Source organism: Streptomyces sp., from assembly GCF_019510245.1.
Classification (GTDB): Bacteria; Actinomycetota; Actinomycetes; order Streptomycetales; family Streptomycetaceae; genus Streptomyces.
This window is the reverse complement of record NZ_JAEKKT010000060.1, coordinates 1-22799: the sequence shown is the minus strand read 5'-3', so window position 1 is coordinate 22799 and position 22799 is coordinate 1. Positions and strand designations below refer to the sequence as shown.

Here is a 22799-nt window from a genome sequence, read left to right as displayed (position 1 = left end):
CCGGGCGCACGGTTGTACGTGCCGTGCGCCCGTATTCATAGGGACGCGGGGTCGGCCGCCGGGGTTGCCCCCTTCTTACCTCGTCTTTTTCCTTCCCTTTTACTTCTTGAGCGCCTCTTCGAGTGCCGCCTGCTGGATCGTGGCCAGGTCGGTGCAGCCGGCGACGGCGAGGTCGAGGAGGGCGTTGAGTTCGTCGCGGGCGAAGGGCTCGGCCTCGGCGGTGCCCTGGACTTCCACGAAGCGGCCGTCGCCGGTGCAGACGACGTTCATGTCGGTCTCGGCCTTGACGTCCTCCTCGTAGCAGAGATCCAGCAGCGGCACTCCGCCGACGATGCCCACCGAGACGGCCGAGACGGTGCCGGTGAGGGGCTGGCGGCCGGCCTTGACGAGCTTGCGTTCCCTGGCCCAGGTGACGGCGTCGGCGAGGGCGACGTAGGCGCCGGTGATGGCGGCGGTGCGGGTGCCGCCGTCGGCCTGGAGGACGTCGCAGTCGAGGACGACGGTGTTCTCGCCGAGGGCCTTGTAGTCGATGACTGCGCGCAGGGAGCGGCCGATGAGGCGGGAGATCTCGTGGGTGCGGCCGCCGATCTTGCCCTTGACGGACTCGCGGTCGCCGCGGGTGTTGGTGGCGCGGGGGAGCATGGCGTACTCCGCGGTGACCCAGCCCTCGCCGCTGCCCTTGCGCCAGCGGGGGACGCCTTCGGTGACGGAGGCGGTGCAGAAGACCTTGGTGTCGCCGAAGGAGACGAGGACGGAGCCCTCGGCGTGCTTGCTCCAGCCGCGTTCGATGGTGACCGGGCGGAGTTGTTCGGGGGTGCGGCCGTCGATTCGAGACATGGCGACGAGCCTATCCGGAGCGTGGGAAGGGGCTCCTCCCGCGGTGGGAAGAGCCCCTGTTCCGGTGAGCCGGTGGCTCACATCATGTCTTCGATCTCCGCGGCGATCGGGTCGGCGTCGGTGCCGATGACGACCTGGATGGCGGTGCCCATCTTGACGACGCCGTGGGCGCCGGCGGCCTTGAGAGCGGCATCGTCGACCAGCGAGGCGTCGTGGACCTCGGTGCGCAGCCGGGTGATGCAGCCTTCGATCTCGTCGATGTTCTCGATTCCGCCGAGGCCGGCGACGATCTTCTCAGCCTTGCTGGCCATGTTCCTTCTCCCTGATCCGAACCGCTTTGTCGCAGTAACCCACAGTTGGCCCATCTTTGCGAGCGGCCGTACCGCGTGTGCCGCATGATGGCGAGCAGCGCGGCGGAACCGTCTGTCGACTGGTCTACACCAGCTGGTGGGCGGTCGACAAACCCCGGAGGAGGCGCCCGTGAGTGCCGAGAGCGCCGAGAGTGCGGTCGGTCCCGCGCGGGCGCGGTGGCACGCCCTGTTCCAGGGGCTGCAGAAGATGGGCCGCAGTCTTCAGCTGCCGATCGCGGTGCTGCCGGCGGCGGGGATCCTCAACCGGCTGGGCCAGCCGGACGTGTTCGGTGAGCAGGGGCTGGGCTGGACGGCGGTCTCCAAGGTGATGAAGGGGGCGGGCGGGGCGCTGCTCGACGGTTCGGTCGGGTTGCCGTTGCTGTTCTGCGTCGGGGTCGCGATCGGGATGGCGAGGAAGGCGGACGGTTCGACGGCGCTGGCGGCGGTGGCGGGCTTCCTCGTCTACTACGGGGTGCTGCACCAGTTCCCGGAGGACTGTCCGGGCGGGTCGAGGACGTTGCCGGGGGTCGGCTGCCAGGTGCGCGACGGGTCGGTGTCGACGTTCACGTTCCAGAATCCGGGGGTGTTCGGCGGGATCGCGCTGGGGCTGCTGACCGCGTTCTTCTGGGCGCGGTACCACCGGACGAGACTGGTGGACTGGCTGGGGTTCTTCAACGGGCGGCGGCTGGTGCCGATCATCATGTCGTTCGTGGCCATCGTGTTCGCCGCGTTGTGCCTGTGGGTGTGGCCGCCGGTCGGTGGCGGGCTGGAGAGTTTCAGTCACTGGCTGCGGGACGCGGGGGCGTGGGGTGCGGGGGTGTTCGGGCTTGCGAACCGGGCGTTGCTGGTGGTGGGGCTGCACCAGTTCCTGAACGTGCCCATCTGGTTCCAGTTCGGCAGTTACACCACGCCCGGGGGGCAGACGGTGCACGGCGACATCAACATGTTCCTGGCGGGTGATCCGAGCGCGGGCCAGTTCACGTCGGGGTTCTTCCCCGTCATGATGTTCGCGCTGCCGGCCGCCGCACTCGCCATGACGCACTGTGCGAGGCCGCACCGGCGCAAGGAGATCGGCGGTCTGATGCTGTCGGTGGCGCTGACGTCGTTCGTGACGGGCATCACGGAGCCGATCGAGTACTCGTTCATGTTCATGGCGCCGTTGCTGTACGGGGTGCACGCGGTGTTGACGGGGGTGTCGATGGCGGTGACGTGGGGGCTGGGGGTGCACGACGGGTTCAGTTTCTCGGCGGGGCTCATCGACTACGTCATCAACTGGAAGCTGGCGACGCGTCCTTGGGCGATCGTCCCGATCGGGCTGTGCTTCGCGGCGGTCTACTACGTGATCTTCCGGTTCGCCATCACGCGGTTCGATCTGAGGACCCCGGGCAGGGAAGCGGAGGACGAGGTGGAGGACGTCACGGAGGCCTGAGCAGCGTGGCCGACTGACATACGCCGCGTAGCGCTCCGGTTGCGGAATTGACGGGTTCCTTATATCGCCCCCATCGTGTACAACAGGTCTACACCACTGAGTGGTGTAGACCACCACCGATGGAGGAAGTATGACAACCGCCACCGCGACGGCGGCCCCCACAAAGAAGTGGGGATCCGGTCTTTTCCAGGGCCTGCAGAAGATCGGCCGCAGCCTTCAGCTCCCCATCGCCGTGCTGCCGGCGGCGGGTCTGCTGCTCCGCTTCGGCCAGCAGGACATCCACGACAAGCTGCATCTGCCGGACAAGGTCACGGCGGTGTTCGCCACTGCGGGTGGCGCGATTTTCGACAACCTCCCGCTGCTGTTCTGCGTCGGTGTCGCGATCGGCTTCGCCAAGAAGGCGGACGGCTCCACCGCACTGGCCGCCCTGGTCGGCTTCCTGGTCTACAAGAACGTGCTCACCGCGTTCCCCGTCACCGACGCGAAGGTCCAGGCGGGCGCCGACATCGCCGCGACGTACAACAACCCCGGTGTGCTCGGCGGCCTGGTGATGGGTCTGCTCGGCGCGGTGGTCTGGCAGCGCTTCCACCGGACCAGGCTGGTGGACTGGCTCGGCTTCTTCAACGGCCGCCGGCTCGTCCCGATCATCATGGCCTTCGTCGGCACGATCATGGGTGTCTTCTTCGGCCTGGTCTGGAAGCCCATCGGTGACGGCATCTCCGACTTCGGCAAGTGGATCACCGGTCTCGGCGCCTTCGGTGCCGGTCTGTTCGGTCTGATCAACCGCGCGCTGATCCCGGTCGGCATGCACCAGTTCGTGAACACGGTCTCCTGGTTCCAGATCGGCGACTACAAGACCGCGACCGGCACGATCGTCCACGGCGACCTCACCCGCTTCTTCGCCGGTGACCCGACGGCCGGTCAGTTCATGTCCGGGTTCTTCCCCATCATGATGTTCGGCCTCCCGGCCGCCGCCCTCGCCATCGCGCACACCGCCCGCCCGGAGCGCCGTGCCGCCGTGATGGGCATGATGCTGTCGATGGCGCTGACCTCCTTCGTGACCGGTGTGACCGAGCCGATCGAGTTCACGTTCATGTTCATCGCGCCGCTGCTGTACGCGATCCACGCGGTGCTCACCGCCCTGTCCATGGCGATCACCTGGGCGCTCGGGGTGCACGCGGGCTTCACCTTCTCTGATCATCCCGATCGGCCTGGTGTTCGCGGCGATCTACTACTTCGTCTTCCGCTTCGCCATCATCCGCTTCAACCTCCCCACCCCGGGCCGCGAGCCCGAGGAGGAGATCGAGGACCTCACGAAGGCGTGAGCCCCCTCCACGGTGTGGCGAAGGCCCCCGCAGCCCGGCGGCTGCGGGGGCCTTCTCGTCGTACGGCCCTGAACGCCGTACGACCGTCAGATCTCGTACGCGGTCCTCGGCGCCGCGAGTTCCACCGGGCCGTCGAAGACCTCGCGGGCGTCGGCGAGGTTGACGGCGGGGTCGGTCCACGGCGGGATGTGGGTGAGGACCAGACGGCGGGCGCCGGCGCGGGCGGCGGTCTCACCGGCCTCGCGGCCGTTGAGGTGCAGGTCCGGGATGTTCTCCTTGCCGTGCGTGAAGGCCGCCTCGCACAGGAACAGGTCGGTGTCCCGGGCCAGGTCCTCCAGCACCGGGGTGAGGCCGGTGTCGCCGGAGTACGTCAGGGACTTCCCGGCGTGCTCGACGCGGATGCCGTACGCCTCCACGGGGTGGCGGACCCGCTCGGTGTGGACCGTGAAGGGGCCGACGTCGAACGTGGACGGCTTGACCGTGTGGAAGTCGAACACCTCGCTCATCGAGGAGGCGGTGGGGGTGTCGGCGTAGGCGGTGGTGAGACGGTGCTCGGTGCCCTCGGGGCCGTAGACCGGGATCGGGGGGCAGGGGCCGCCGTCGTGACGGTAGTAGCGCGCCACGAAGTAGGCGCACATGTCGATGCAGTGGTCGGCGTGCAGATGGCTCAGGAAGATCGCGTCGAGGTCGTAGAGACCGCAGTGGCGCTGCAGCTCGCCCAGGGCGCCGTTGCCCATGTCGAGGAGCAGCCGGAAGCCGTCGGCCTCTACGAGGTAGCTCGAACAGGCCGATTCCGCGGACGGGAACGACCCCGAGCAGCCGACGACGGTGAGCCTCATGAAGCAGAAACCTCCGTTGGCGGAGACCCAGATGCGCTGGGAACTGGAGTCGGGAAAAAGGGCATGACGGGGGTCGTGCGGTTTGTCGAGCGTAAGGCGCAAAAGAGCCGGTCGCTCCTCCGCCAGGGGCCGTTGTGGGCGAACTCACCTGTGGTGTCACCGGTTCGGCTGGACCGGGGGCGCACAAGGATCGTGCAAGGGCGCGCATTGATTATCTCGCGCCGGTAACGTCGTCGTATGGACACGTCTTGGTGGCTCGCACTCGCGGCAGTCGTCCTGCTGGCGCTGGTCGCCACGCTCGTCGACGGCTGGGGCAGAGGCCACCGCCCGCGCGGGCACCGCACCCGCCCCCCGGGTCATCCGCGCGGCACGCGCACGCAGACCGGCCGGCCCCATCCGGGGGACATCTGGTGGGCCAACGTGCCCTACGAGGACAGCCCCGGCGCCAAGGACCGGCCCTGCCTGGTGCTGGCCGTGCACGGCAACCGGGCGACGATCGCGAAGATCACCAGCAAGTACCACGACGAGCGCGCCGGGGTGATCCCGCTGCCGCCGGGCTCGGTCGGGGACGCCCAGGGCCGGCCGAGCTTCCTGGAGACGGACGAGCTGCGCGAGATCGCGGTGTGGGAGTTCCGGCGCCGGGTGGGCGTGGTCGACCCGGTGCTGTGGGACCAGGTGCGGCACCTCGCCTAGGGCCGCCCGGCTCAGCTCACCCGCACGGTGACCTGCCACTCCTGGATCCCCTTGCAGGAGACCCCGCCGGGCGCGGTGGGCTGGGCGCACAGGGGGCGGGTGGAGGAGAGGGTGACGGTCCCGGCGCCCACCGCCCGGTAGGCGGATCCGGCGTCGCCGCCGCGGAGCATGATCCCGTAGTTGGTCTCCTCGAGGGCGGCCGTGTCCCCGGCCTCGGTGATCTTCTTCCAGGGACGCTGCTCGGAGCCGGTCAGGGTGGCCCGCAGGGTGCCGCCGTCGGCCAAGCAGAAGGTACGTCCGCTGTCGGCGGCGGTGAGTTCGGAGGTCAGGGGCGTACAGCCGGCGGCGGAGCCACCGGCGGAGGGGCTCGGGGTCGAGGTGGGGGTCGGAGTCGGTTTCGGGGACACCGCGCCGCTGCCCTTGTCGCCGCCCCCGCTCTGGGAGCCGCAGGCCGCCAGCAGGAGCAGGCTCGCCGCGGCGAGCGACGTGCGGTGGAACGTCGTACGGCGCATGGGGTGTCCGCCTTTCCGTCGGGGAACGGACCCTTGGTGCCGATATGACGTATCCCCCGGTCATACGGAGCTGAACTTCAGGGTGACGGTCGAGCCCGCGTAGGACCCGAGGCTGAAGGACTTCTGCACGTACCCGGAGGCCGCGTTGAGGTTGGAGTACGTGGCCAGCGTGGTCGAACCGGCGGTGACCGTCAGCTTGTCGTACTGGCTGCTGGTGGTGGTCTCGGCCGTGTCGACGTGCAGGTAGAAGGTGAACGTGGTGGCGGTGCAGCCGGCCGGGATCGTCACCGACTGGGACAGCGTGTCGGTGTGCGAGGAGCCGTAGCCGTCGAGCCACGCCTTGTACGAGCCCGCGTGTGCGGCCTCGCCGCTGTCATTGGTGATGACACCGCTGGACGCGGTCCAGGTGGTGTTGCCCGACTCGAAGCCCGGGTTGCCCAGCAGCTGGGTCGAGGTGCAGGTGCCCCCGCCGCTGGTGCTGACGGTCCAGGTGAAGGAGGCCGAGCCGGAGGCGCCGGTGGAGTCGGTCGCGGTGACGGTGGTGCTGTAGGTGCCCGCGGTGGACGCCGTACCGGAGATCAGGCCGGTGGAGCTGGAGATGGACAGGCCGGTGGGCAGGCCGGAGGCGCTGTAGGTGAGGGTCGCGCCCGCGCTGTCGGAGGCCGAGATCTGCAGGCTGACCGAGGAGCCGGTGGCGGTGGACTGGCTGCCGGGGTTGGTGACGCTCACCGTGTTGCCGGTGCTGGTGCCGGAGGTGAAGGCGGCCGTGCCGTTCGGGGTGCCCCAGCCGGTCGGGCCGTCGTAGCCGGTGCCGGCGGTGCAGAAGTACGACGTCGAGCAGGAGCCGTTGTTGCCGCTGGTCACGTCGTACAGGTTGCTGGTGTGGGAGTACGGGTACTTCGCGGGGTAGTCACTCGACCCCGGGGTGCCCGCGAGGGCGTAGACGCCGGCGATGATCGGGGACGAGGCGCTGGTGCCGCCGTAGACCGCCCAGCCGGAGCCGCCGTAGGTGTCGTAGACGGCCACACCGGTGGCCGGGTCGGCGACCGCGGAGACGTCGGCCTCCATGCGCTTGGTGCAGCCGGTGTCGGTCTGCCAGCTCGGCTTCGGGTCGTAGGAGGAGCAGCCGGAGCCGGTGCCCTCGGTGGAGCTGGTCTTCCACACGGACTCGGTCCAGCCGCGGGAGTTGGACGAGGTGGACAGCGCGGTGCCGCCGACGGCGGTCACGTACTGGGAGGTCGCCGGGTACTCGGCGCCGTAGGCGCTGTCACCGGAGGAGACGGTGATCGCGACGCCAGGGTGCTTGAAGTACGAGGTGTCCTCGCTGGTCTGGGAGGAGGACTCTGAGCCGCCCCAGCTGTTGGAGACGAACTTGGCGCCGAGCGCGACGGCCTCGTTCTCGGCGGTGCCGAGGTCGGAGTCGGTGGCCGAGTTGGCCTCGACGAGGATGATCTTGCAGTTCGGGCAGACCGCGCTGACCATGTCGATGTCGAGCGCTTCCTCGCCGGCCCAGCCGGAGTCGTTCGTCGGCAGCGAGGTCGTCGAACCGGTCTGGCTGACCTGCTTGAAGCAGCCGTTGGCGACGGTGCACGCCGACAGGCCGTACGTCGAGCGGTAGGTGGCGAGGTCGGAGGCCGCGTTGGGGTCGTTGTAGGCGTCGACCACGGCGACGGTCAGGCCGGAGCCGCCCGTGGAGGGCAGGTTGTAGGCGCTGTGCAGGTTGGTCGGGCTCAGACCGGAGGGGGCGGCGGCGAGCGCCGAGGCCAGCTGCTGCTTGATGTCGGTGCGGCGCTGCGCGAAGCAGCTGGCCTCACCGGGCTTGGTCGCGGTGGCGCACAGGTGCTTGGTGGGCACCTTCTGCCCGGCTTTGCCGGTGCTGTGCACGGCCTGCCGGGCGGGGTCGGTCAGGGCCTTGGCGTTCTGGGCGGCCCGGGTGGTCTGGGCGGTGGCCCGGGGGGAGACGGTGTGCGCCTGTGCCTGTGCGGCCGGTGCCGCGACGAATCCGGAGACGGCGAGGGCGAGGGCGGGGAACGCGAAGGCCAGAAGTCTTCGCAGGCTCCGTCGTGATTCACGCATGGGGGTACTGCCTCCATCGGTGGGGTTACCAGGCAGGCCCGTGACGCGCGTAGCGGCGGCAGAGTGCGGCGTCATGAGCATGACACTTCGAACACCCTGGGATGCCGATGAGCGTGGCATGACAGGACGGTGAGGAACCTAGCGGGGTTCGCCGGGGTCCGGTTCCCCCGGACGAAGATCTTTGCTCCGGCATTGGCAGCGCTTAGCCCCCTCATAGAGGGGGGTTGGCGCGTACATGATGAGCGCTATGCCCAGAGCTGACCCTGGAGGGTCTCGATGGCTTCCTCGGTCGTGGCGGCGGTGTACACGCCGGTCGACAGGTACTTCCAGCCGCCGTCGGCGACGACGAACACGATGTCCGCGCTCTCGCCGGCCTGTACGGCCTTCTTCCCGACGCCGATCGCGGCGTGCAGCGCGGCGCCGGTGGAGATGCCGGCGAAGATGCCCTCCTGCTGGAGGAGGTCCCGGGTCCGGGTCACGGCGTCCGCGGAGCCGACGGAGTAGCGGGTGGTGAGCACGGAGGCGTCGTACAGCTCGGGCACGAAGCCCTCGTCGAGGTTCCTGAGCCCGTACACGAGGTCGTCGTACCGGGGTTCGGCGGCGACGATCCTCACGTCCGGCTTGTGCTCCCGCAGGTACCGGCCGACGCCCATCAGCGTGCCGGTGGTCCCGAGCCCCGCCACGAAGTGCGTCACGGACGGCAGGTCGGCAAGGATCTCCGGGCCGGTGGTGGCGTAGTGCGCACCGGCGTTGTCCGGGTTGCCGTACTGGTAGAGCATCACCCAGTCGGGATGCTCGGCGGACAGCTCCTTGGCCACCCGTACGGCGGTGTTGGAGCCGCCCGCGGCCGGGCTGGAGATGATCTCCGCGCCCCACATCCCCAGCAGGTCCCGGCGCTCCTGCGAGGTGTTCTCGGGCATCACGCACACCATGCGGTAGCCCTTGAGCTTGGCCGCCATGGCGAGCGAGATGCCGGTGTTGCCCGAGGTCGGCTCCAGGATGGTGCAGCCGGGGGTGAGCCGGCCGTCCTTCTCCGCCTGCTCGATCATGTGCAGGGCGGGACGGTCCTTGACCGAGCCGGTCGGGTTGCGGTCCTCCAGCTTGGCCCAGATGCGGACCTCGGCGGACGGCGAGAGCCGCGGCAGGCACACCAGGGGGGTGTTGCCGACCGCGGCCAACGGGGAGTCGTAGCGCATGCCGATCTCAGGCCATGCCGCCGGCGACCGCCGGCAGGATCGTCACGGTGTCGCCGTCGGTGAGCTTGGTGTTGATGCCGTCGACGAAACGGACGTCCTCGTCGTTCAGGTACACGTTCACGAAGCGGCGCAGCTTGCCCTCGTCCACGATGCGGGCGTGGATGCCGGCGTGCCGGGTCTCGAGGTCGTTGAAGAGGTCGGCGAGGGTGTCACCGCTGCCCTCCACCGCCTTCTGACCGTCGGTGTACTGGCGGAGGATGGTCGGGATGCGGACCTCGATGGCCATGGCTCAGGGCTCCTGTCGGAAAGTCTGGGTGGGTGGGCGCGCAGCGGCACGCCGCGGCTCACGGCCGTACGGCGGCAGGCTCGCGTCAACAGATGGCGCTGTTCAGCCTTGCAGCCGTCGCAGGTGCGCCGACGCTGCCTGTCGGTGCCGGGCAGCACCGCCAACCCAGGGGCGCGAGGAACTGCGCGACCAGCCCCCACCCGCCCGCGGGTCCCCACCGGCCGGTCCGGCGCCGCCGAAATCCGCCGTCACGGCCGAGCGCCGCTGCGGCGGGAAAAAGGTGGTGGGCCGTGCAGCCGTCGCAGGTGCGCCGACGCTGCCTGTCGGTGCCGGGCAGCACCGCCAACCCAGGGCCGCGGGGAACTGCGCGACCAGCCCCCACCGGCCCGCGGGTCCCCACCGGCCGGGCCCCGGCACCGCCGAAATCCGCCGTCACGGCCGAGCGCCGCTGCGGCGGAGAAAAGTGAGCGGCGGAAACAGGGCACCGAGGAAGACGGGCCACGGGGAGGAAAGCCGACGGAGGGGAAGGGCGACGGAGGAGAAGTCAGTACGTCGCGATGATGTTGACCTCCTCCTCTGTCACCTCGCCCTCCACGATGCGGTAGGAGCGGAACTGGAAGTCGCCGAGGCCGTCGGTGTCTGCGGTGGAGACGAGGACGTAGTGGGCACCGGGCTCGTTGGCGTAGGAGATGTCGGTGCGGGAGGGGTACGCCTCCGTCGCCGTGTGGGAGTGGTACACGACCACCGGCTCCTCGTCGCGGTCGTCCATCTCCCGGTACAGCTTGAGAAGGTCCCCCGAGTCGAACTCGTAGAACGTGGGGGACATCGCCGCGTTGAGCATGGGGATGAAGCGCTCGGGGCGGTCGGAGCCGGCCGGCCCGGCGACGACGCCGCACGCCTCGTCCGGGTGGTCCTTGCGCGCGTGGGCGACGATCTGGTCGACGAGGGCCTGGGTGATGGTCAGCATGCTCGCCAGGATAAGCAAAGGGCCGCCCCGTACCGGTGGGTGGTACGGGACGGCCCGGATGCCGGACGCCCTGAGCGGCTGCCGCAGGGGGGCGCCACGAGTGCTCCCCGCGGCGGGCGTCCCGGAGGGGTGGTCAGTTCACTTTCTCCAGCGGCGCCGGCTCGCGGCGCTCGGCGACCTCGGGGTTGCGGTTCTTCAGCACCAGCCAGCCGGCACCGAGCGCGGCCGCCCAGCCGGCCATCACGTACAGGCAGACCCGGGAGTCGCCGTCGTACGCGATCAGGCAGGTGACGAACAGGAGGAAGGCGATGGCGATCCAGCTGCACACCGCCCCGCCCGGCGCCGGGAAGGAGGAGGCCGGCAGGCGGCCCGCGTCGACCGCGCGGCGGTAGAGGACGTGGCTGATCAGGATCATCAGCCAGGTCCAGATGCCGGCCGCGGTGGCCACGGAGGTGACGTAGCCGAACGCCTTCTCCGGGACGACGTAGTTGAGGACCACGCCGATGCCCATGAAGAGGACCGAGACGGTGATGCCGAGCGCCGGGGTCTTCGACGCGGACAGCTTGCGGAAGACGGCCGGGGCCTCGCCGCTGTCGGCCAGGTTCCGCAGCATGCGGCCCGTGGAGTACATGCCGGAGTTGCACGAGGACAGGGCGGCGGTCAGCACGACGAAGTTGACGATGCCGGCGCCGGCCGGGATGCCGATCTTCGCGAAGGCGGCGACGAACGGGGAGACGCCCGGGGCGAACTCCGTCCACTTCACGACGCAGAGGATCACGGTCAGCGCGCCGACGTAGAAGAGGGCGATGCGCCAGGGCAGGGTGTTGATCGCCTTGGGGAGGGTCTTCTCCGGGTTCTCCGACTCGCCGGCGGTGACGCCGACCAGCTCGACCGCGAGGTAGGCGAACATGACGCCCTGAAGGGTCATCAGGGAGGAGCCGACGCCCTTGGGGAAGAAGCCGTCGAACTGGTAGAGGTTCGCGACCGACGCGGTGTCACCGGCGCTGCTGAAGCCGAAGGTGAGGACGCCGAGACCGATCACGATCATGCCGATCAGGGCGGTGACCTTGACCATGGAGAACCAGAACTCCAGCTCTCCGAAGACCTTCACGGAGATCAGGTTGACCCCGAAGAGGACCACCAGGAAGACCAGGGCCGTCACCCACTGCGGGACCTGCGGGAACCAGTAGTTCACGTAGATCGCGGCGGCCGTCAGCTCGGCCATGCCGGTGACGACCCACATCAGCCAGTACGTCCAGCCGGTGAAGTAGCCGAAGAACGGGCCGAGGAACTCCCGGGAGTACTCGGCGAAGGAGCCGGAGACCGGACGGTAGAGCAGGAGCTCGCCGAGGGCCCGCATGATGAAGAAGATGATGCCGCCGGCGAGGGCGTACATCAGGATGAGGCTGGGGCCGGCCTTGGCGATGTTCGCCCCGGCGCCCAGGAAGAGCCCGACGCCGATGGCGCCGCCGATGGCGATCATCTGGACCTGGCGGCTGCCGAGCCCGCGCTCGTACCCCTCTTCGGAGGCTTCCGGGGAATTCGCGGAGTTCCCCGACGTGTCGACCTGAGCGGAGGTCATGTGTGATGTGCGCCTTTCTCCATGCCGACCCGGGCCTCTCGTCGGCCTCGGATCGGGTTTCGATCCCCCCGGATTGCTGGAGCGGTGCCTGACCGGTGGTGGCCGGTTCGGTGGCGCACCCGGACGTACACGTGGGTGGTGTTCGCCGGGCGGTCGTGAAGATTTATCACGGCCGCAACGCTGATCACCGGGTTCCGCCGAGAGGGATTGTGGCGCACACCACAGGAAGAAGTGGACAAAGTGCGGCCGAAAAGGTCATAACAGGCCGCAAGGGTGACGGGATCGTTATCCGGATTTGAGCGTCCTCTGAGCGAACGCGAAACCGGGACGTAATCGGGACGGACTACGCCATAAGGGTCGCGACCAGGGTCTCCTGGAGACCGCCGAGCCACAGGTACGCCATCACCATCGGCTTGCGCGGGTCCTCGTCCGGGAGCCGGTAGAGGAGGTCGGTGTCGTCCTCGTCGGTGATGTCGAGGCGGCAGCCGATCGCGAGGCGCAGGTCGTTGAGGGCGCCGAGCCACTGCCGGGACTCCCCGGGCGCCAGCTTGAGCACCGCCTCGCCCTTCTCCCCCGGGGCGAGGGCGTCCAGGGAGCGGATCACCGCGAGGGCGCTCTCCCGCTTGCCGGCCCTGAGGTCGTTCTCGGTGTAGCGGCGGAACTCGGCGGAGTGCGCCTTCCGCTCCTCGGCCTCCTCCGGGGACTGCGGGAGCCGCTCGGGGTCGCTGTAGGCGTCCGGGAAGAGCCGGCGCAGCACGGGGTCGGCGGGCGCCTCGCTCGGGCCCTCGGCGAACAGCTCGGCGAGCGGGTCGTCGGGGGTGTCCTCGGCGGGGCCGGGGCCGATGAGCTCCAGGAGCTGGACGGCCAGCGACCGGATGATGGAGATCTCGACGTCGTCGAGGGCGACGGCCGCGCCGCCGCCGGGGAGCGGTTCGAAGATTCCTGGCATGGAGTGGATTCGCTGCTTCCGGAGCTGATCGAGGGGCCGGGCGGAGAGGGTCGCTACTTCCGGTCCTGCTGGAGGGTGGCCCACAGGCCGTAGCCGTGCATCGCCTGTACGTCGCGCTCCATCTCCTCACGGGTGCCGCTGGAGACGACCGCGCGGCCCTTGTGGTGGACGTCCAGCATGAGCTTGGTGGCCTTGTCCTTGGGATAGCCGAAGTACGTCTGGAAGACGTACGTCACGTAGCTCATGAGGTTGACGGGATCGTTGTGCACGAGCGTGATCCACGGGACGTCGGGCTCTGGGACGGCGAAGGCCTCCTCCGCCGACTCGGTGCGTTCGATCTCTACGGGAGCGGGTGACGTCACATGGCCCATGCTGCCACGCGGCCCCTAAATCGTCACACTGACGCGAAGGGGGTGTAGCATCTGTCGTCATGAACACTGCGGACCTTGGGCTGCCGGTGGACGTCCCGTCGACGGCACTCTTCACGGACCAGTACGAGCTGACGATGCTGCAGGCCGCCCTCAAGGCGGGTACGGCCGAGCGGCGCAGCGTCTTCGAGGTCTTCACCCGGCGGCTGCCGGAGGGGCGCCGCTACGGCGTCGTGGCGGGCACCGGGCGGGTCCTGGACGCGGTGGAGAACTTCCGCTTCGACAGGGCCGTCCTCGACTTCCTCGCGGAGCGGGACATCGTCGACGGGCCGACCCTGGAATGGCTCGCCGGCTACCGCTTCAGCGGCGACATCTGGGGCTACCCCGAGGGCGAGGTCTACTTCCCGGGCTCGCCGATCATGCGGGTCGAGGGGTCCTTCGGGGAGTGCGTGCTGCTGGAGACCGTGATCCTCTCCATCCTCAACCACGACTCCGCGATCGCGGCCGCCGCCTCCCGGATGTCCTCGGCCGCCGGGGACCGCCCGCTGATCGAGATGGGCGCCCGCCGCACCCACGAGCTGGCCGCCGTCGCCGCCTCCCGCGCCGCCTACGTCGGTGGTTTCGCCACCACCTCGGACCTCGCGGCCGGCTTCCGCTACGGCATCCCGACGGTGGGCACCAGCGCCCACGCCTTCACCCTGCTCCACGACCACGAGCGGGACGCCTTCCGGGCCCAGGTCGACTCGCTGGGCCGGGGCACCACCCTGCTGGTCGACACCTACGACGTCGCCGAGGCGGTCCGCACCGCCGTGGAGGTGGCCGGGCCCGAGCTGGGCGCCGTCCGCATCGACTCCGGCGACCTGCTGCTGGTCGCCCACCGGGTGCGCCAGCAGCTGGACGAGCTGGGCGCCACGGCCACGAAGATCGTCGTGACCTCCGACCTCGACGAGTACGCCATCGCCTCGCTCGCCGCCGCGCCCGTGGACGCGTACGGCGTCGGCACCCAGCTGGTCACCGGTTCCGGGCACCCCACCTGCTCCATGGTCTACAAGCTGGTGGCGCGTGCCGAGTCCGCCGACCCGCAGGCGCCGCTGGTGGCGGTCGCCAAGAAGTCGACCGGCGGCAAGACGTCCGTCGGCGGGCGCAAGTGGGCGGCGCGGCGGCTGGACGCCGGCGGGGTGGCGGAGGCCGAGGTCGTCGGCACCGGGGAGGTACCGGCCGGCCTGGCCGACCGGCAGCTCCTGGTCGAACTGGTGAAGTCGGGCGAGGTGGTCGCCCGCGAGCCCCTGGACGCGCCGCGCACGCGGCACGCGGCGGCGCGCGCGAATCTGCCGCTCTCGGCGACCCAGCTGTCCCGGGGGGAACCGGTCATTCCGACGGAGTACGTACAGGGGCGCTCGGGTAGCTAGAGCGGGTGCCCGCGTACGCGCCCTGCAAAGCCCCCTCCCCTACGCCCCCGTAAGTCTCTACGCTCGGAGGTTCAGGCCGGGCCCGCACCCCTTCTTTCCGCGGGCAGGCGCCCGCCGGCTACCGCCACGTGGTGGCGACCCGCGACCACCACATCGCGCCGGGCGGACACTTCGCCGACAACCCCGACTATGTCCACAGCTGGCCGGCGCACTGTGTCGCCGGCACGGAGGGGGTGGGCTTCCATCCGAACTTCGCCCCGGCGGTCGCCTCCGGCGCGGTGGACGCGGTGTTCAGCAAGGGGGCGTACGCCGCGGCGTACAGCGGCTTCGAGGGGGTCGACGAGAACGGGGTCAAGCTGGCGGAGTGGTTGCGGGCCCGCAAGATCGACGAGGTGGACGTGGTGGGGATCGCGACCGACCACTGCGTGAGGGCTACCGCCCTGGACGCCGCGACAGAGGGTTTCCGCGCCCAGGTCCTCCTCGACCTCACGGCGGGCGTCGCCGAGGCGACGACGGACCGCGCCCTGGAAGAACTCCGCGAGGCAGGCGTGGAACTCACCGGCAAGCCGGTGGTCTGAAGGGCTGACGCCCTTCCGGACCGGCCGGTGGGCACCCGCGGGCCGGTGGGGGCTGATCGCGCAGTTCCCCGCGCCCCTGGGTTGGCAGCGCTGCCCGGCTCTGACCGGCGCGTCGGCGACCCTGCGACGGCTGCACGGCCCACCACCCTCTTCCCCGCGGGTCAGGCTGCTGTTCTGTGGAGGAGGGATTTGATGGGTCTCCACAGTTCCAGGCAGGTGACACCGTTGTCAGGGGCCGTTCGCCATATGAGGCCGTCGGGGTGGTGAAGGACGGCGGTGATCTCGTCCGGGGTCGGGGGGGCGGCGTTGCCCCGCAGGTAGACCGCTCGCATGCCCAGGTTGCGGAGCCGTGTCAGGGCTCGGGCGCGGTTCTGGGCGTGGACCAGTACACGGACGGCGGACGAGCTGTCCGCGGCGGTCGGACTGGGCAGGTTCAGCGCCACCACCACTCTGCCGTTCGGCAGCTTGCAGAACCCTCCTGCGGCCATGCGGTCACACCCCCGTGTGCGTCGGTGTCAATAAGAAAGCCACAGGACGCACCTAAGCACGAGCGGCGGCGACCCGCCAAGGGGTCGCCGCCGATACGTGTCTGACCTGCGGGAATGCGGACTACTTCACCGCGGGGCCGACCTGGAGGGAGATCGTCGAGGCGTCCCGGACCTCCGTGACGATGTTGATCTTCGTGTTGGTGTCAGTGATCTTGACGCCGCCGACCGGGCTCGAGGCGTCGCAGTAGTCACTCTTGTGGTCGTTGAAGACGGACATCCCGAAGGACTGCCTGATCTTCGTCGCCACGTCCGCCTTGTGGAGGGTGACGCCGTCCGTCGCGTAGAGGCTGAACGGCGAGTCGTAGGCCTGGACGCGGTTGCGCATCAACATGCCGTCGGACCACTTCAGCACCGCCGGGTGCGAGTCGATCGGGAGGATGAGGCCCGTGCCGGGGTGGACGCCGGTGTTGTCGTCCGCCTCGGAGGTGTCCCACTTTCAGATCAACAGACCGTTCTGGTACGGGTAGTGCTCCACCCAGTCCGGACGGGTCGTCGAGAAGCCGAAGTTGTACGGGCCGGTCTTGAGTGTCTTGTCGTACGACACGTACTGGCGGTTCTCCGCGATGTAGTACTGCACGTAGTCCTTGGTGAAGGACGCGCCGATGCGGGAGAAGCCGGCGGCGGTCCAAGCCGCGTCCGCGGACTCGGCGTTGTCGGAGAAGACAGTGGCGCCTCCCCCAGAGGGGGTGCCCCCAGCGGTCAGGGCGATCTCGTCGGCCGCGAAGCCCTTGAGGGGGACCCCGCCGTCGGTCTGGTAGCGGAAGCGGAGCTGGATCCTCTGGCCCGCGTAGGCGTCCAGTGGGTAGGACAGCTTGGCGTACGCGGCGATCGAGCCGGTGAGCGCGGGCTTGTCGCTGCCGTCGCGCGGGATGGCCGCCCCGTTCACCGTGCCGTCCAGGGCAGTCCAGTTGGCGCCGCCGTCGGTGGAGACCTCGGTGTAGAGGTAGTCGTAGCCCGACTCGATGTCGTACCAGCCGTCCAGGTTCAGTGTCGCGGACGACTTGCCGGTCAGGTCGACGTCACGGGTCAGCGTGTTCTTGAGGTTGTCGCCGCTGCCGCTCCGCCACTGGGCCGAGCCCTGGGCGGGAGTCACGACGGTGGTGGTGACCGCCTTGTCGGGCAGCGAGACCACCGTGGCCTGCTTGTCCTTCGTGTTGTACTCGGCGACGCCCAGCTTGTGGCTGGACTTCGTACCGAACCCGGCCACGTCGTAGTTGAGCCAGCCCAGCTGGAGCTTGTCCCAGGCGTTCATGCCACCGGGCAGGTCGCCGATGGCCTCCTTGCCGGTGCCCAGCCAGGAGCCGGACGACATCAGGGTCCAGAAACCGGTATGGCGGCGTCGGACTCGCCGGCCGCCTTCTGGTCGGCGACCCATGCGTTCAGGCCGTCGCGTACCAGGTTCCAGACGTTGGACCAGGTGGTGGAGCCGCAGGCGTTGTTGCCGTAACGGGCTTCGTTGTGGGGGACCTTGCCCCAGTCCGTGACCTCGCCGTCGCCCGAACTTCTTCAGCGACTCGCTGTTCTTGCCGGTGCCGGAGTAGAGGTCCTGGAAGTGCTGCTGGTTGCAGCCCGCCTGCCAGGCCGTGGAGTTGTCCTTGGTGCGGTCCGGCTCGGCTAGTCGCCGAACTCCACCGGGATCGTGAAGATCTTGTCCGTCTTCTCGCGGCCGAGCTCACGTACTTGCTGTCGCCCTTCTCGCCCTTGAGCTGGACGACCTTCGGTTGGGGGTCCGTGCGCGCACGTTCAACGCGTCGATTCAAGTGACGACATTTGACTACTGGTTTACGAGAAAAGACAGATCTTGACTCGGACCGTTCAACTGCACTATGCGGAGTCGAAGTTCGCTTTACGAACACCGGACGCGGCGGTCCCTCCGAAGCGCCCCGCCCAACCGGCGCGCATATGCCTCCGGTTGCCGTATGCCATGCGACCGTGCGCCCCCTGTGCACCGGTACCGTGGGTTAGGTCACGCTTACCGGACGTTCCTCTCGGGCATGCACGCGAATAGAGTCGAACGGTGGAACGTCCGGAAGCCGGTGGAAACCAAGGCCGGTTCCCCGTCTCACCCCCACATCTTCCGAGGACACGATTGCCATGCCTCGTCCGACCCCGGCACAGCTCGTCTACGGTTCGGCCACCGTGATCTGCTCGACGCTCGCCATGCTGCTGCTGTCACAGACGAGTTCGGGCATCGGGATCGCGGTCATCGCGCTCGCCGCGCTCGCTCTGGGACTGCTGGTGGCCATGACGGTCCCGCTCCCCCGGCCGCACACGGTCGCACGGTCACAGCCCGCCCCGATCGCAACGCCCGAGGTGCGGGTCCCCGTGCACCGGGAGACCGTGGCGGCCGCCACGGCCGAGCCCGTCCGGGAGACCACCGCGCCCTGACGCACGCACACGACCGAAGTCGGCGGATCCGTGAGACTGACGGACCCGCCGACTGCTTGTGCGCCCCTGTACCGACCCGCTACGAACCCGTGCTGACCACGACCGTCTTCGCGGCCTTGTCGTGCAGGCCCTGTTTGTACGGCTTGTCGAAGAAACTCCAGCCGCCGCAGATCACCGTCCAGACGCAGGCGCAGCAGAAGGCGAACGGCACCCACAGCACCAGGGCGCGCAGCAGCGAGGTCTGGGCGGCGGGCGTGGCGCCGTCGGACAGGTTGGCGACCCGCATGCCGAGCCACTTCTTGCCGAGGGTCTGCCCCCACTTGGCGGTCAGCAGGGTGTCGTAGGCGACGAAGAGGACGGCCGCGACGAGCGACTGGGCGAAGGACCGGCCGGCCGAGATCCTGTCGCCGTCCATCTGGTACTCGCTCACCCCGAACGCCAGGGTGAGCAGCACGACCACGATGCCGACCAGGATCATGTCGATGATCCGCGCGAGGGTGCGCCTGCCGCTGTCGGCGAGCGGCGGCATCCCGGCGAGGGGATCGGCCGGGTAGCCGCCGGTTCCGCCGCCGCCTCCGTAGGGGCCGCCGCCGCCCGCGTCGTAGGGGCCGCCGCCGTAGGAGGGCGGTGGGGGCTGCGAGCCGCCGTACGGGGTGTCGTACGGCGAGCCCGAACCCGGTCCCTGACCCTCTCCCTGGCCCTCGCTCCGGCCAGGCGGGGGCTGCTTCCTGAACGGATCGTCCTCCGGCGGCTCTCCCGAGCCCGGGGGCGGGGGCGGTTCGGTGCTCATGGCCCGAGTGCACCGCGAAGCGGCCGGGCCCGCATCCGGCGAGCGGCCGTACGGGGGACGGCCGCCCCGGTACGACGGCCCGTCAGCCGGCGACGAACGTGTGCGCGGCCTTGTCGTGCCAGCACTGGTGCCAGGGGCGGTCGAACAGGCACCAGGCGACGCCGACGATCCCGATGCCGAGCAGCCCGGGCACGGTGTACACCAGCCAGCGGCGCAGAGCGGCGCCGAAAGCGGGGGGCTCGTGGCCCTCGATGTCCCGCACCTCCAGGCCGAACAGCTTCTTGCCGAGCGTGCGACCCCACCTGGCGGTGGGCAGCACCTCGTAGAGGACGCCGGCGGCGAGCAGGACCGCGAGCACGATGCCGAGGTACAGGCCGGTCGTGCCGTCCAGCAGCCAGACGGTCTCGGTACGGCCGGAGAGCCTGGCCGCGTCGATCTTGTCCTGCACGTGGTCGGCGGCCTTGGTCCCGAACGGCACGGCGGCCGCCGCGGTCACCGCGCCGACGACCAGGCTGTCGACGAGGCGGGCCGCGAACCGCTTGCCGAGGCCGGCGGGACGGGCCGCGGCCTGCCGCCGGGCGGCCGCCTGGAAGAAATCCTCCACCGGCGGCTTCCAGGGGGCCACCTGCTGGTCACCGGCGAGCTGGTGCACCTGCTGGGCCCAGGAGGACTGCCCGCCGCCGGCACCGGAGGCCATCGGGGTGGCGGGGGCCATCGGGGACTGGGGCGCGAGGGACTGCTGCGCGGGGACGGCGGGGGCGGCGGGCTGGGGAGTCGCGGCGGGCGCCGGGGGCTGGGCAGCGGGTGCCTGGGCCCCGGCGGCGCGGGCGGCGGCCGCCTTTCCGGCGCCGAAACCGGGGCGTGCGGAACCGGCGGGACCGGCGTTTCCGGCGGAACCGGCGGTGCCGGGAGCGCCGACCGGGCCCTGCGCACCGGGTCCGGCCGCGCCGCCGGAGCCGCCGGAACCCGGGGCGGCCGCGCCGGAGCCGCCGGTGTTCGGCGTGCCCTCGCCGCGGATCGGCCGGAAGGTCAGGGTGCCGTCGTCCATGGGCGGCCGGGCCGCGGGCGGGGTCCCCGCCGGACCGACCGTCGGCCTGCGGAAGATGAACGTGCCGCCGGAGTCGAGGTCCCCCTGGTCCGCCTCGTCCGCGGGCGGGATCGACGCCGTGCCGTCGGTGCGGGCCGACCGGCCGTCCGGCTGGGCCGGAGAGCCCGCCGCCCGCGGGTCGCTGCCCCAGGCGCTCCCCTCCGCCGTCCAGCCGGAGGCACCGCCGGGCTGCGGGTCCTCGTCGAAGAAGTGCGGACCGGTCTCCTCGACCGCCGGGGCCGCGGGAGCAGCGGGAGCCGCCGGATGCGAGCCGGGCGGCGCGACGAGCGGCTCGCCGTCGGACGGGGCCGGGCGGCTGGTGCCCGGCACCCACGCGGCACCGTTCCAGTAACGGACGTAGCCGGGGATGGACGGGTCCGGGTAGTAGCCCTCGCGGGGCCGTTCGTCACCGGGTGCCGGGGTTGGGGCGGTCATGTCCGTCATCCCGTATCTGCTCGGGGGTCATGTGGGAGGCTCCACATCTATCAGACCCGGGTGCCCGCCACCGCCAGTCCCGCAGGACCCACCCCTTTCCGGGCAGCCCTGTGCACCCCCTCCACCGCACCCGGAAAAATTTTCCCCGAACCCGCGTAATGCTCCCGGCCCCCGCCCCTCTCCACTCGTACGGGCCCACCCGAAGGCGCCCGTACGACCGGCCGAGAGAGGAACCAGACGTCATGCAGCACACCGTGGTGGAGCGCGAACTGGAGCTGCGGCTCATCCTGTCCCCCGAGCGGAGCATCCCGGTCCCGGCCCGGCTCAGCTACCGCTCCGACGACCCCTACGCCGTCCACGTCAGCTTCCACGTGAACTCCGGGCAACCGGTCGACTGGACCTTCGCCCGCGACCTGCTCGTGGAGGGGGTGTTCCGGCCGTGCGGGCAGGGAGACGTGCGGGTGTGGCCGACGAAGACGGAGGGCCGCAGCGTCGTGCTGATGGCGCTGAGTTCACCCGCCGGTGACGCCCTGCTCGAAGCACCGGTCCCCCAGGTGTCCGCCTGGCTGGAGCGGACGCTGCGGGTGGTGCCCCCGGGGAGTGAGGGCGGGCGGCTGGGGATCGACGAGGCGCTCGACCAGCTGCTCGCCCGGTGAGGGCCCCGCCGGATGGGATCAGAACAGTTTGCCGGGATTGAGGATGCCCAGCGGGTCGAAGACCTGCTTCACGGCCCGCTGCATCTCCACCCCCACCGGCCCGATCTCGCGGGCCAGCCACTCCTTCTTCAGGACTCCGACGCCGTGTTCGCCGGTGATGGTGCCGCCGAGTTCCAGGCCGAGGCCCATGATCTCGTCGAAGGACTCGCGGGCGCGGCGGCACTCGTCGTCGTCCTGGGCGTCGAAGCAGACCGTGGGGTGGGTGTTGCCGTCGCCGGCGTGCGCGACGACCCCGATGGTCAGCCGGTGCTTCGCGGCGATGCGCTCGACGCCCTCGATCATGTCGCCGAGCCGGGAGCGGGGCACGCACACGTCGTCGATCATCGTCGTGCCCTTGACGGCCTCCAGGGCGACGAGCGAGGAGCGTCGGGCCTGGAGGAGGAGTTCGGACTCGGCGGCGTCGTCGGCCGGGACCACCTGGGTGGCGCCGGCGGCCTCGCAGAGCTTGCCGACGGCGGCGAGGTCGGCGGCCGGGGCCGGGGTGTCGAAGGCGGCGAGCAGCAGTGCCTCGGTGGACTCCGGCAGGCCCATGTGGGTGAGTTCGTTGACCGCCTTGACGGTCGTACGGTCCATCAGTTCGAGCAGGGACGGCACATGGCCGCCCTCCATGATCCGGCACACCGCCTCGCAGGCGGCGGCCGCGGAGCCGAACTCGGCGGCCAGCACCAGCTGCTGCGGCGGCTTGGGCCTGAGCGCGAGCACGGCCCGCACGACGATGCCGAGCGAGCCCTCGGAGCCGACGAAGAGGCGGGTGAGGTCGTACCCCGCGACTCCCTTCGCGGTACGGCGGCCGGTGGACATCAGGCGGCCGTCCGCGAGGACGACGTCCAGACCGAGGACGTACTCCGCGGTCACTCCGTACTTCACGCAGCACAGGCCGCCCGAGGCGGTGCCGATGTTGCCGCCGATCGTGCACATCTCCCAGCTGGAGGGGTCCGGCGGGTAGTAGAGGCCGTGCTCCTCGACCGCGCGGGAGAAGGTGGCGTTGACGACGCCGGGTTCGACGACCGCGATGCGGTCCACCGGCGAGATCTCCAGGACTCGGTTCATCTTGGTCAGGGAGAGCACGATGCAGCCGTCGGTGGCGTTGGCGCCGCCGGACAGGCCGGTGCGGGCGCCCTGCGGGACGACCGGGACCCGCAGTTCGGTGGCGACGCGCATGACGTGCTGGACCTGCTCGACGGTGCGCGGCAGCACGACGACGGCCGGGGTGCCGGCCGGGCAGAAGCTCGCCATGTCGTTGGCGTAGGAGGCGGTCACGTCGGGATCGACGAGGACCGCGTCGGCCGGCAGACCCGCGAGGAGCCGGTCGGCGAGGTTGCTGGTGGCCTCGTCCCGAGGCGCTTCGATACGGCTCATGATCACAGCGTCGCACCCGGGGCCATCGGTGTGAACCCCACAGGTGCCGTCCTTGGGCCGCCCGGATGTGGTGGTCGTAT

General features: G+C 70.3%; 20 protein-coding genes and 3 pseudogenes. 7 read left to right on the top strand and 16 right to left on the bottom strand.

The window, feature by feature from the left end:
• Window positions 1–99 precede the first annotated feature (99 nt).
• Both rph and JF597_RS03100 read right to left on the bottom strand, forming a co-directional pair.
• Entirely contained in the window at window positions 100–837 is a 738-nt protein-coding gene (rph, locus tag JF597_RS03105; protein WP_293988351.1) for a ribonuclease PH, read from the bottom strand.
• Between the two features lie 77 nt (window positions 838–914).
• Window positions 915–1148 (bottom strand): glucose PTS transporter subunit EIIB, encoded by a 234-nt coding sequence (locus tag JF597_RS03100; protein ID WP_089106674.1) that lies wholly within the window; start codon window positions 1146–1148, stop codon window positions 915–917.
• Between the two features lie 169 nt (window positions 1149–1317).
• Here JF597_RS03100 and JF597_RS03095 point away from each other — a divergent pair, with 169 nt between their 5' ends.
• The gene (locus JF597_RS03095) at window positions 1318–2616 is read left to right on the top strand and encodes a PTS transporter subunit EIIC (RefSeq protein WP_293988342.1); all 1299 of its coding nucleotides are present in this window, start codon (window positions 1318–1320) and stop codon (window positions 2614–2616) included.
• Window positions 2617–2746: 130 nt separating this feature from the next.
• A pseudogene (locus tag JF597_RS03090) lies at window positions 2747–3941 on the top strand (PTS transporter subunit EIIC).
• A gap of 86 nt (window positions 3942–4027) precedes the next feature.
• On the opposite strand, the gene JF597_RS03085 reads toward JF597_RS03090, so the two are convergent.
• Window positions 4028–4780, bottom strand: a complete 753-nt coding sequence (locus JF597_RS03085; RefSeq protein WP_293988339.1) for an MBL fold metallo-hydrolase — start codon at window positions 4778–4780, stop codon at window positions 4028–4030.
• 237 nt (window positions 4781–5017) lie between these two features.
• On the opposite strand from JF597_RS03085, the gene JF597_RS03080 reads away from it, so the two are divergent.
• Complete coding sequence (locus JF597_RS03080) at window positions 5018–5473, top strand: type II toxin-antitoxin system PemK/MazF family toxin (RefSeq protein ID WP_293988336.1); 456 nt, start codon at window positions 5018–5020, stop codon at window positions 5471–5473.
• A gap of 11 nt (window positions 5474–5484) precedes the next feature.
• On the opposite strand, the gene JF597_RS03075 is transcribed toward JF597_RS03080, so the two are convergent.
• From JF597_RS03075 to clpS, 8 genes are all read right to left on the bottom strand, one after another.
• Window positions 5485–5985 (bottom strand): hypothetical protein, encoded by a 501-nt coding sequence (locus JF597_RS03075; RefSeq protein WP_293988333.1) that lies wholly within the window; start codon window positions 5983–5985, stop codon window positions 5485–5487.
• 60 nt (window positions 5986–6045) lie between these two features.
• Window positions 6046–8061 carry a putative Ig domain-containing protein gene (locus JF597_RS03070; protein WP_293988330.1) on the bottom strand — a complete coding sequence of 672 codons (2016 nt, stop codon included), beginning with the start codon at window positions 8059–8061 and terminating at the stop codon, window positions 6046–6048.
• A 245-nt stretch (window positions 8062–8306) separates the two neighbouring features.
• A complete protein-coding gene (locus JF597_RS03065) occupies window positions 8307–9257 on the bottom strand; it encodes a PLP-dependent cysteine synthase family protein (protein WP_293988327.1) in 951 nt (316 codons plus the stop codon).
• A 7-nt stretch (window positions 9258–9264) separates the two neighbouring features.
• The gene (locus JF597_RS03060) at window positions 9265–9543 is read right to left on the bottom strand and encodes a MoaD/ThiS family protein (protein WP_293988324.1); all 279 of its coding nucleotides are present in this window, start codon (window positions 9541–9543) and stop codon (window positions 9265–9267) included.
• A 544-nt stretch (window positions 9544–10087) separates the two neighbouring features.
• Window positions 10088–10510, bottom strand: a complete 423-nt coding sequence (locus tag JF597_RS03055; protein ID WP_293988321.1) for a M67 family metallopeptidase — start codon at window positions 10508–10510, stop codon at window positions 10088–10090.
• Between the two features lie 133 nt (window positions 10511–10643).
• Entirely contained in the window at window positions 10644–12092 is a 1449-nt protein-coding gene (locus JF597_RS03050; protein ID WP_293988318.1) for an amino acid permease, read from the bottom strand.
• Between the two features lie 343 nt (window positions 12093–12435).
• The gene (locus JF597_RS03045; RefSeq protein ID WP_293988315.1) at window positions 12436–13041 is read right to left on the bottom strand and encodes a DUF2017 domain-containing protein; all 606 of its coding nucleotides are present in this window, start codon (window positions 13039–13041) and stop codon (window positions 12436–12438) included.
• A gap of 53 nt (window positions 13042–13094) precedes the next feature.
• The gene (clpS, locus tag JF597_RS03040; protein WP_293988312.1) at window positions 13095–13412 is read right to left on the bottom strand and encodes an ATP-dependent Clp protease adapter ClpS; all 318 of its coding nucleotides are present in this window, start codon (window positions 13410–13412) and stop codon (window positions 13095–13097) included.
• Window positions 13413–13471: 59 nt separating this feature from the next.
• On the opposite strand from clpS, the gene JF597_RS03035 reads away from it, so the two are divergent.
• Window positions 13472–14818 (top strand): nicotinate phosphoribosyltransferase, encoded by a 1347-nt coding sequence (locus JF597_RS03035; protein WP_293988309.1) that lies wholly within the window; start codon window positions 13472–13474, stop codon window positions 14816–14818.
• A 101-nt stretch (window positions 14819–14919) separates the two neighbouring features.
• Window positions 14920–15396, top strand: a pseudogene (locus tag JF597_RS03030) (isochorismatase family protein); the annotation flags it as partial.
• Window positions 15397–15557: 161 nt separating this feature from the next.
• On the opposite strand, the gene JF597_RS03025 reads toward JF597_RS03030, so the two are convergent.
• Complete coding sequence (locus JF597_RS03025) at window positions 15558–15884, bottom strand: hypothetical protein (protein ID WP_293988306.1); 327 nt, start codon at window positions 15882–15884, stop codon at window positions 15558–15560.
• 121 nt (window positions 15885–16005) lie between these two features.
• Window positions 16006–17800: pseudogene (locus JF597_RS03020) on the bottom strand (immune inhibitor A domain-containing protein).
• A 238-nt stretch (window positions 17801–18038) separates the two neighbouring features.
• Between JF597_RS03020 and JF597_RS03015 the strand changes: the two are divergent.
• Window positions 18039–18332 (top strand): hypothetical protein, encoded by a 294-nt coding sequence (locus JF597_RS03015; protein ID WP_293988304.1) that lies wholly within the window; start codon window positions 18039–18041, stop codon window positions 18330–18332.
• Between the two features lie 79 nt (window positions 18333–18411).
• On the opposite strand, the gene JF597_RS03010 is transcribed toward JF597_RS03015, so the two are convergent.
• Both JF597_RS03010 and JF597_RS03005 read right to left on the bottom strand, forming a co-directional pair.
• The gene (locus JF597_RS03010; RefSeq protein ID WP_293988301.1) at window positions 18412–19122 is read right to left on the bottom strand and encodes an RDD family protein; all 711 of its coding nucleotides are present in this window, start codon (window positions 19120–19122) and stop codon (window positions 18412–18414) included.
• An 82-nt stretch (window positions 19123–19204) separates the two neighbouring features.
• Window positions 19205–20644, bottom strand: coding sequence for an RDD family protein (locus JF597_RS03005; protein WP_293988298.1), 1440 nt, complete (start codon window positions 20642–20644; stop codon window positions 19205–19207).
• 242 nt (window positions 20645–20886) lie between these two features.
• On the opposite strand from JF597_RS03005, the gene JF597_RS03000 reads away from it, so the two are divergent.
• The gene (locus JF597_RS03000; RefSeq protein ID WP_293988295.1) at window positions 20887–21300 is read left to right on the top strand and encodes an SsgA family sporulation/cell division regulator; all 414 of its coding nucleotides are present in this window, start codon (window positions 20887–20889) and stop codon (window positions 21298–21300) included.
• Window positions 21301–21318: 18 nt separating this feature from the next.
• Here JF597_RS03000 and JF597_RS02995 read toward each other — a convergent pair whose 3' ends face one another.
• On the bottom strand, window positions 21319–22725 hold the full coding sequence (locus JF597_RS02995) for an FAD-linked oxidase C-terminal domain-containing protein (RefSeq protein WP_293988397.1): 1407 nt from the start codon (window positions 22723–22725) through the stop codon (window positions 21319–21321).
• Window positions 22726–22799 lie beyond the last annotated feature (74 nt).

What these genes read in the sequence shown, in the direction of transcription:
- rph (WP_293988351.1), bottom strand. Translation starts at nt 837, where the DNA reads ATGTCTCGAATCGACGGCCGCACCCCCGAACAACTCCGCCCGGTCACC.
- JF597_RS03055 (WP_293988321.1), bottom strand. Translation starts at nt 10,510, where the DNA reads ATGCTGACCATCACCCAGGCCCTCGTCGACCAGATCGTCGCCCACGCG.
- JF597_RS03085 (WP_293988339.1), bottom strand. Translation starts at nt 4,780, where the DNA reads ATGAGGCTCACCGTCGTCGGCTGCTCGGGGTCGTTCCCGTCCGCGGAA.
- JF597_RS03045 (WP_293988315.1), bottom strand. Translation starts at nt 13,041, where the DNA reads ATGCCAGGAATCTTCGAACCGCTCCCCGGCGGCGGCGCGGCCGTCGCC.
- JF597_RS03060 (WP_293988324.1), bottom strand. Translation starts at nt 9,543, where the DNA reads ATGGCCATCGAGGTCCGCATCCCGACCATCCTCCGCCAGTACACCGAC.
- JF597_RS03005 (WP_293988298.1), bottom strand. Translation starts at nt 20,644, where the DNA reads ATGACCGCCCCAACCCCGGCACCCGGTGACGAACGGCCCCGCGAGGGC.
- JF597_RS03010 (WP_293988301.1), bottom strand. Translation starts at nt 19,122, where the DNA reads ATGAGCACCGAACCGCCCCCGCCCCCGGGCTCGGGAGAGCCGCCGGAG.
- JF597_RS03015 (WP_293988304.1), top strand. Translation starts at nt 18,039, where the DNA reads ATGCCTCGTCCGACCCCGGCACAGCTCGTCTACGGTTCGGCCACCGTG.
- JF597_RS03050 (WP_293988318.1), bottom strand. Translation starts at nt 12,092, where the DNA reads ATGACCTCCGCTCAGGTCGACACGTCGGGGAACTCCGCGAATTCCCCG.
- clpS (WP_293988312.1), bottom strand. Translation starts at nt 13,412, where the DNA reads ATGGGCCATGTGACGTCACCCGCTCCCGTAGAGATCGAACGCACCGAG.
- JF597_RS03025 (WP_293988306.1), bottom strand. Translation starts at nt 15,884, where the DNA reads ATGGCCGCAGGAGGGTTCTGCAAGCTGCCGAACGGCAGAGTGGTGGTG.
- JF597_RS03065 (WP_293988327.1), bottom strand. Translation starts at nt 9,257, where the DNA reads ATGCGCTACGACTCCCCGTTGGCCGCGGTCGGCAACACCCCCCTGGTG.
- JF597_RS03070 (WP_293988330.1), bottom strand. Translation starts at nt 8,061, where the DNA reads ATGCGTGAATCACGACGGAGCCTGCGAAGACTTCTGGCCTTCGCGTTC.
- JF597_RS03035 (WP_293988309.1), top strand. Translation starts at nt 13,472, where the DNA reads ATGAACACTGCGGACCTTGGGCTGCCGGTGGACGTCCCGTCGACGGCA.
- JF597_RS03075 (WP_293988333.1), bottom strand. Translation starts at nt 5,985, where the DNA reads ATGCGCCGTACGACGTTCCACCGCACGTCGCTCGCCGCGGCGAGCCTG.
- JF597_RS03100 (WP_089106674.1), bottom strand. Translation starts at nt 1,148, where the DNA reads ATGGCCAGCAAGGCTGAGAAGATCGTCGCCGGCCTCGGCGGAATCGAG.
- JF597_RS03000 (WP_293988295.1), top strand. Translation starts at nt 20,887, where the DNA reads ATGCAGCACACCGTGGTGGAGCGCGAACTGGAGCTGCGGCTCATCCTG.
- JF597_RS03080 (WP_293988336.1), top strand. Translation starts at nt 5,018, where the DNA reads ATGGACACGTCTTGGTGGCTCGCACTCGCGGCAGTCGTCCTGCTGGCG.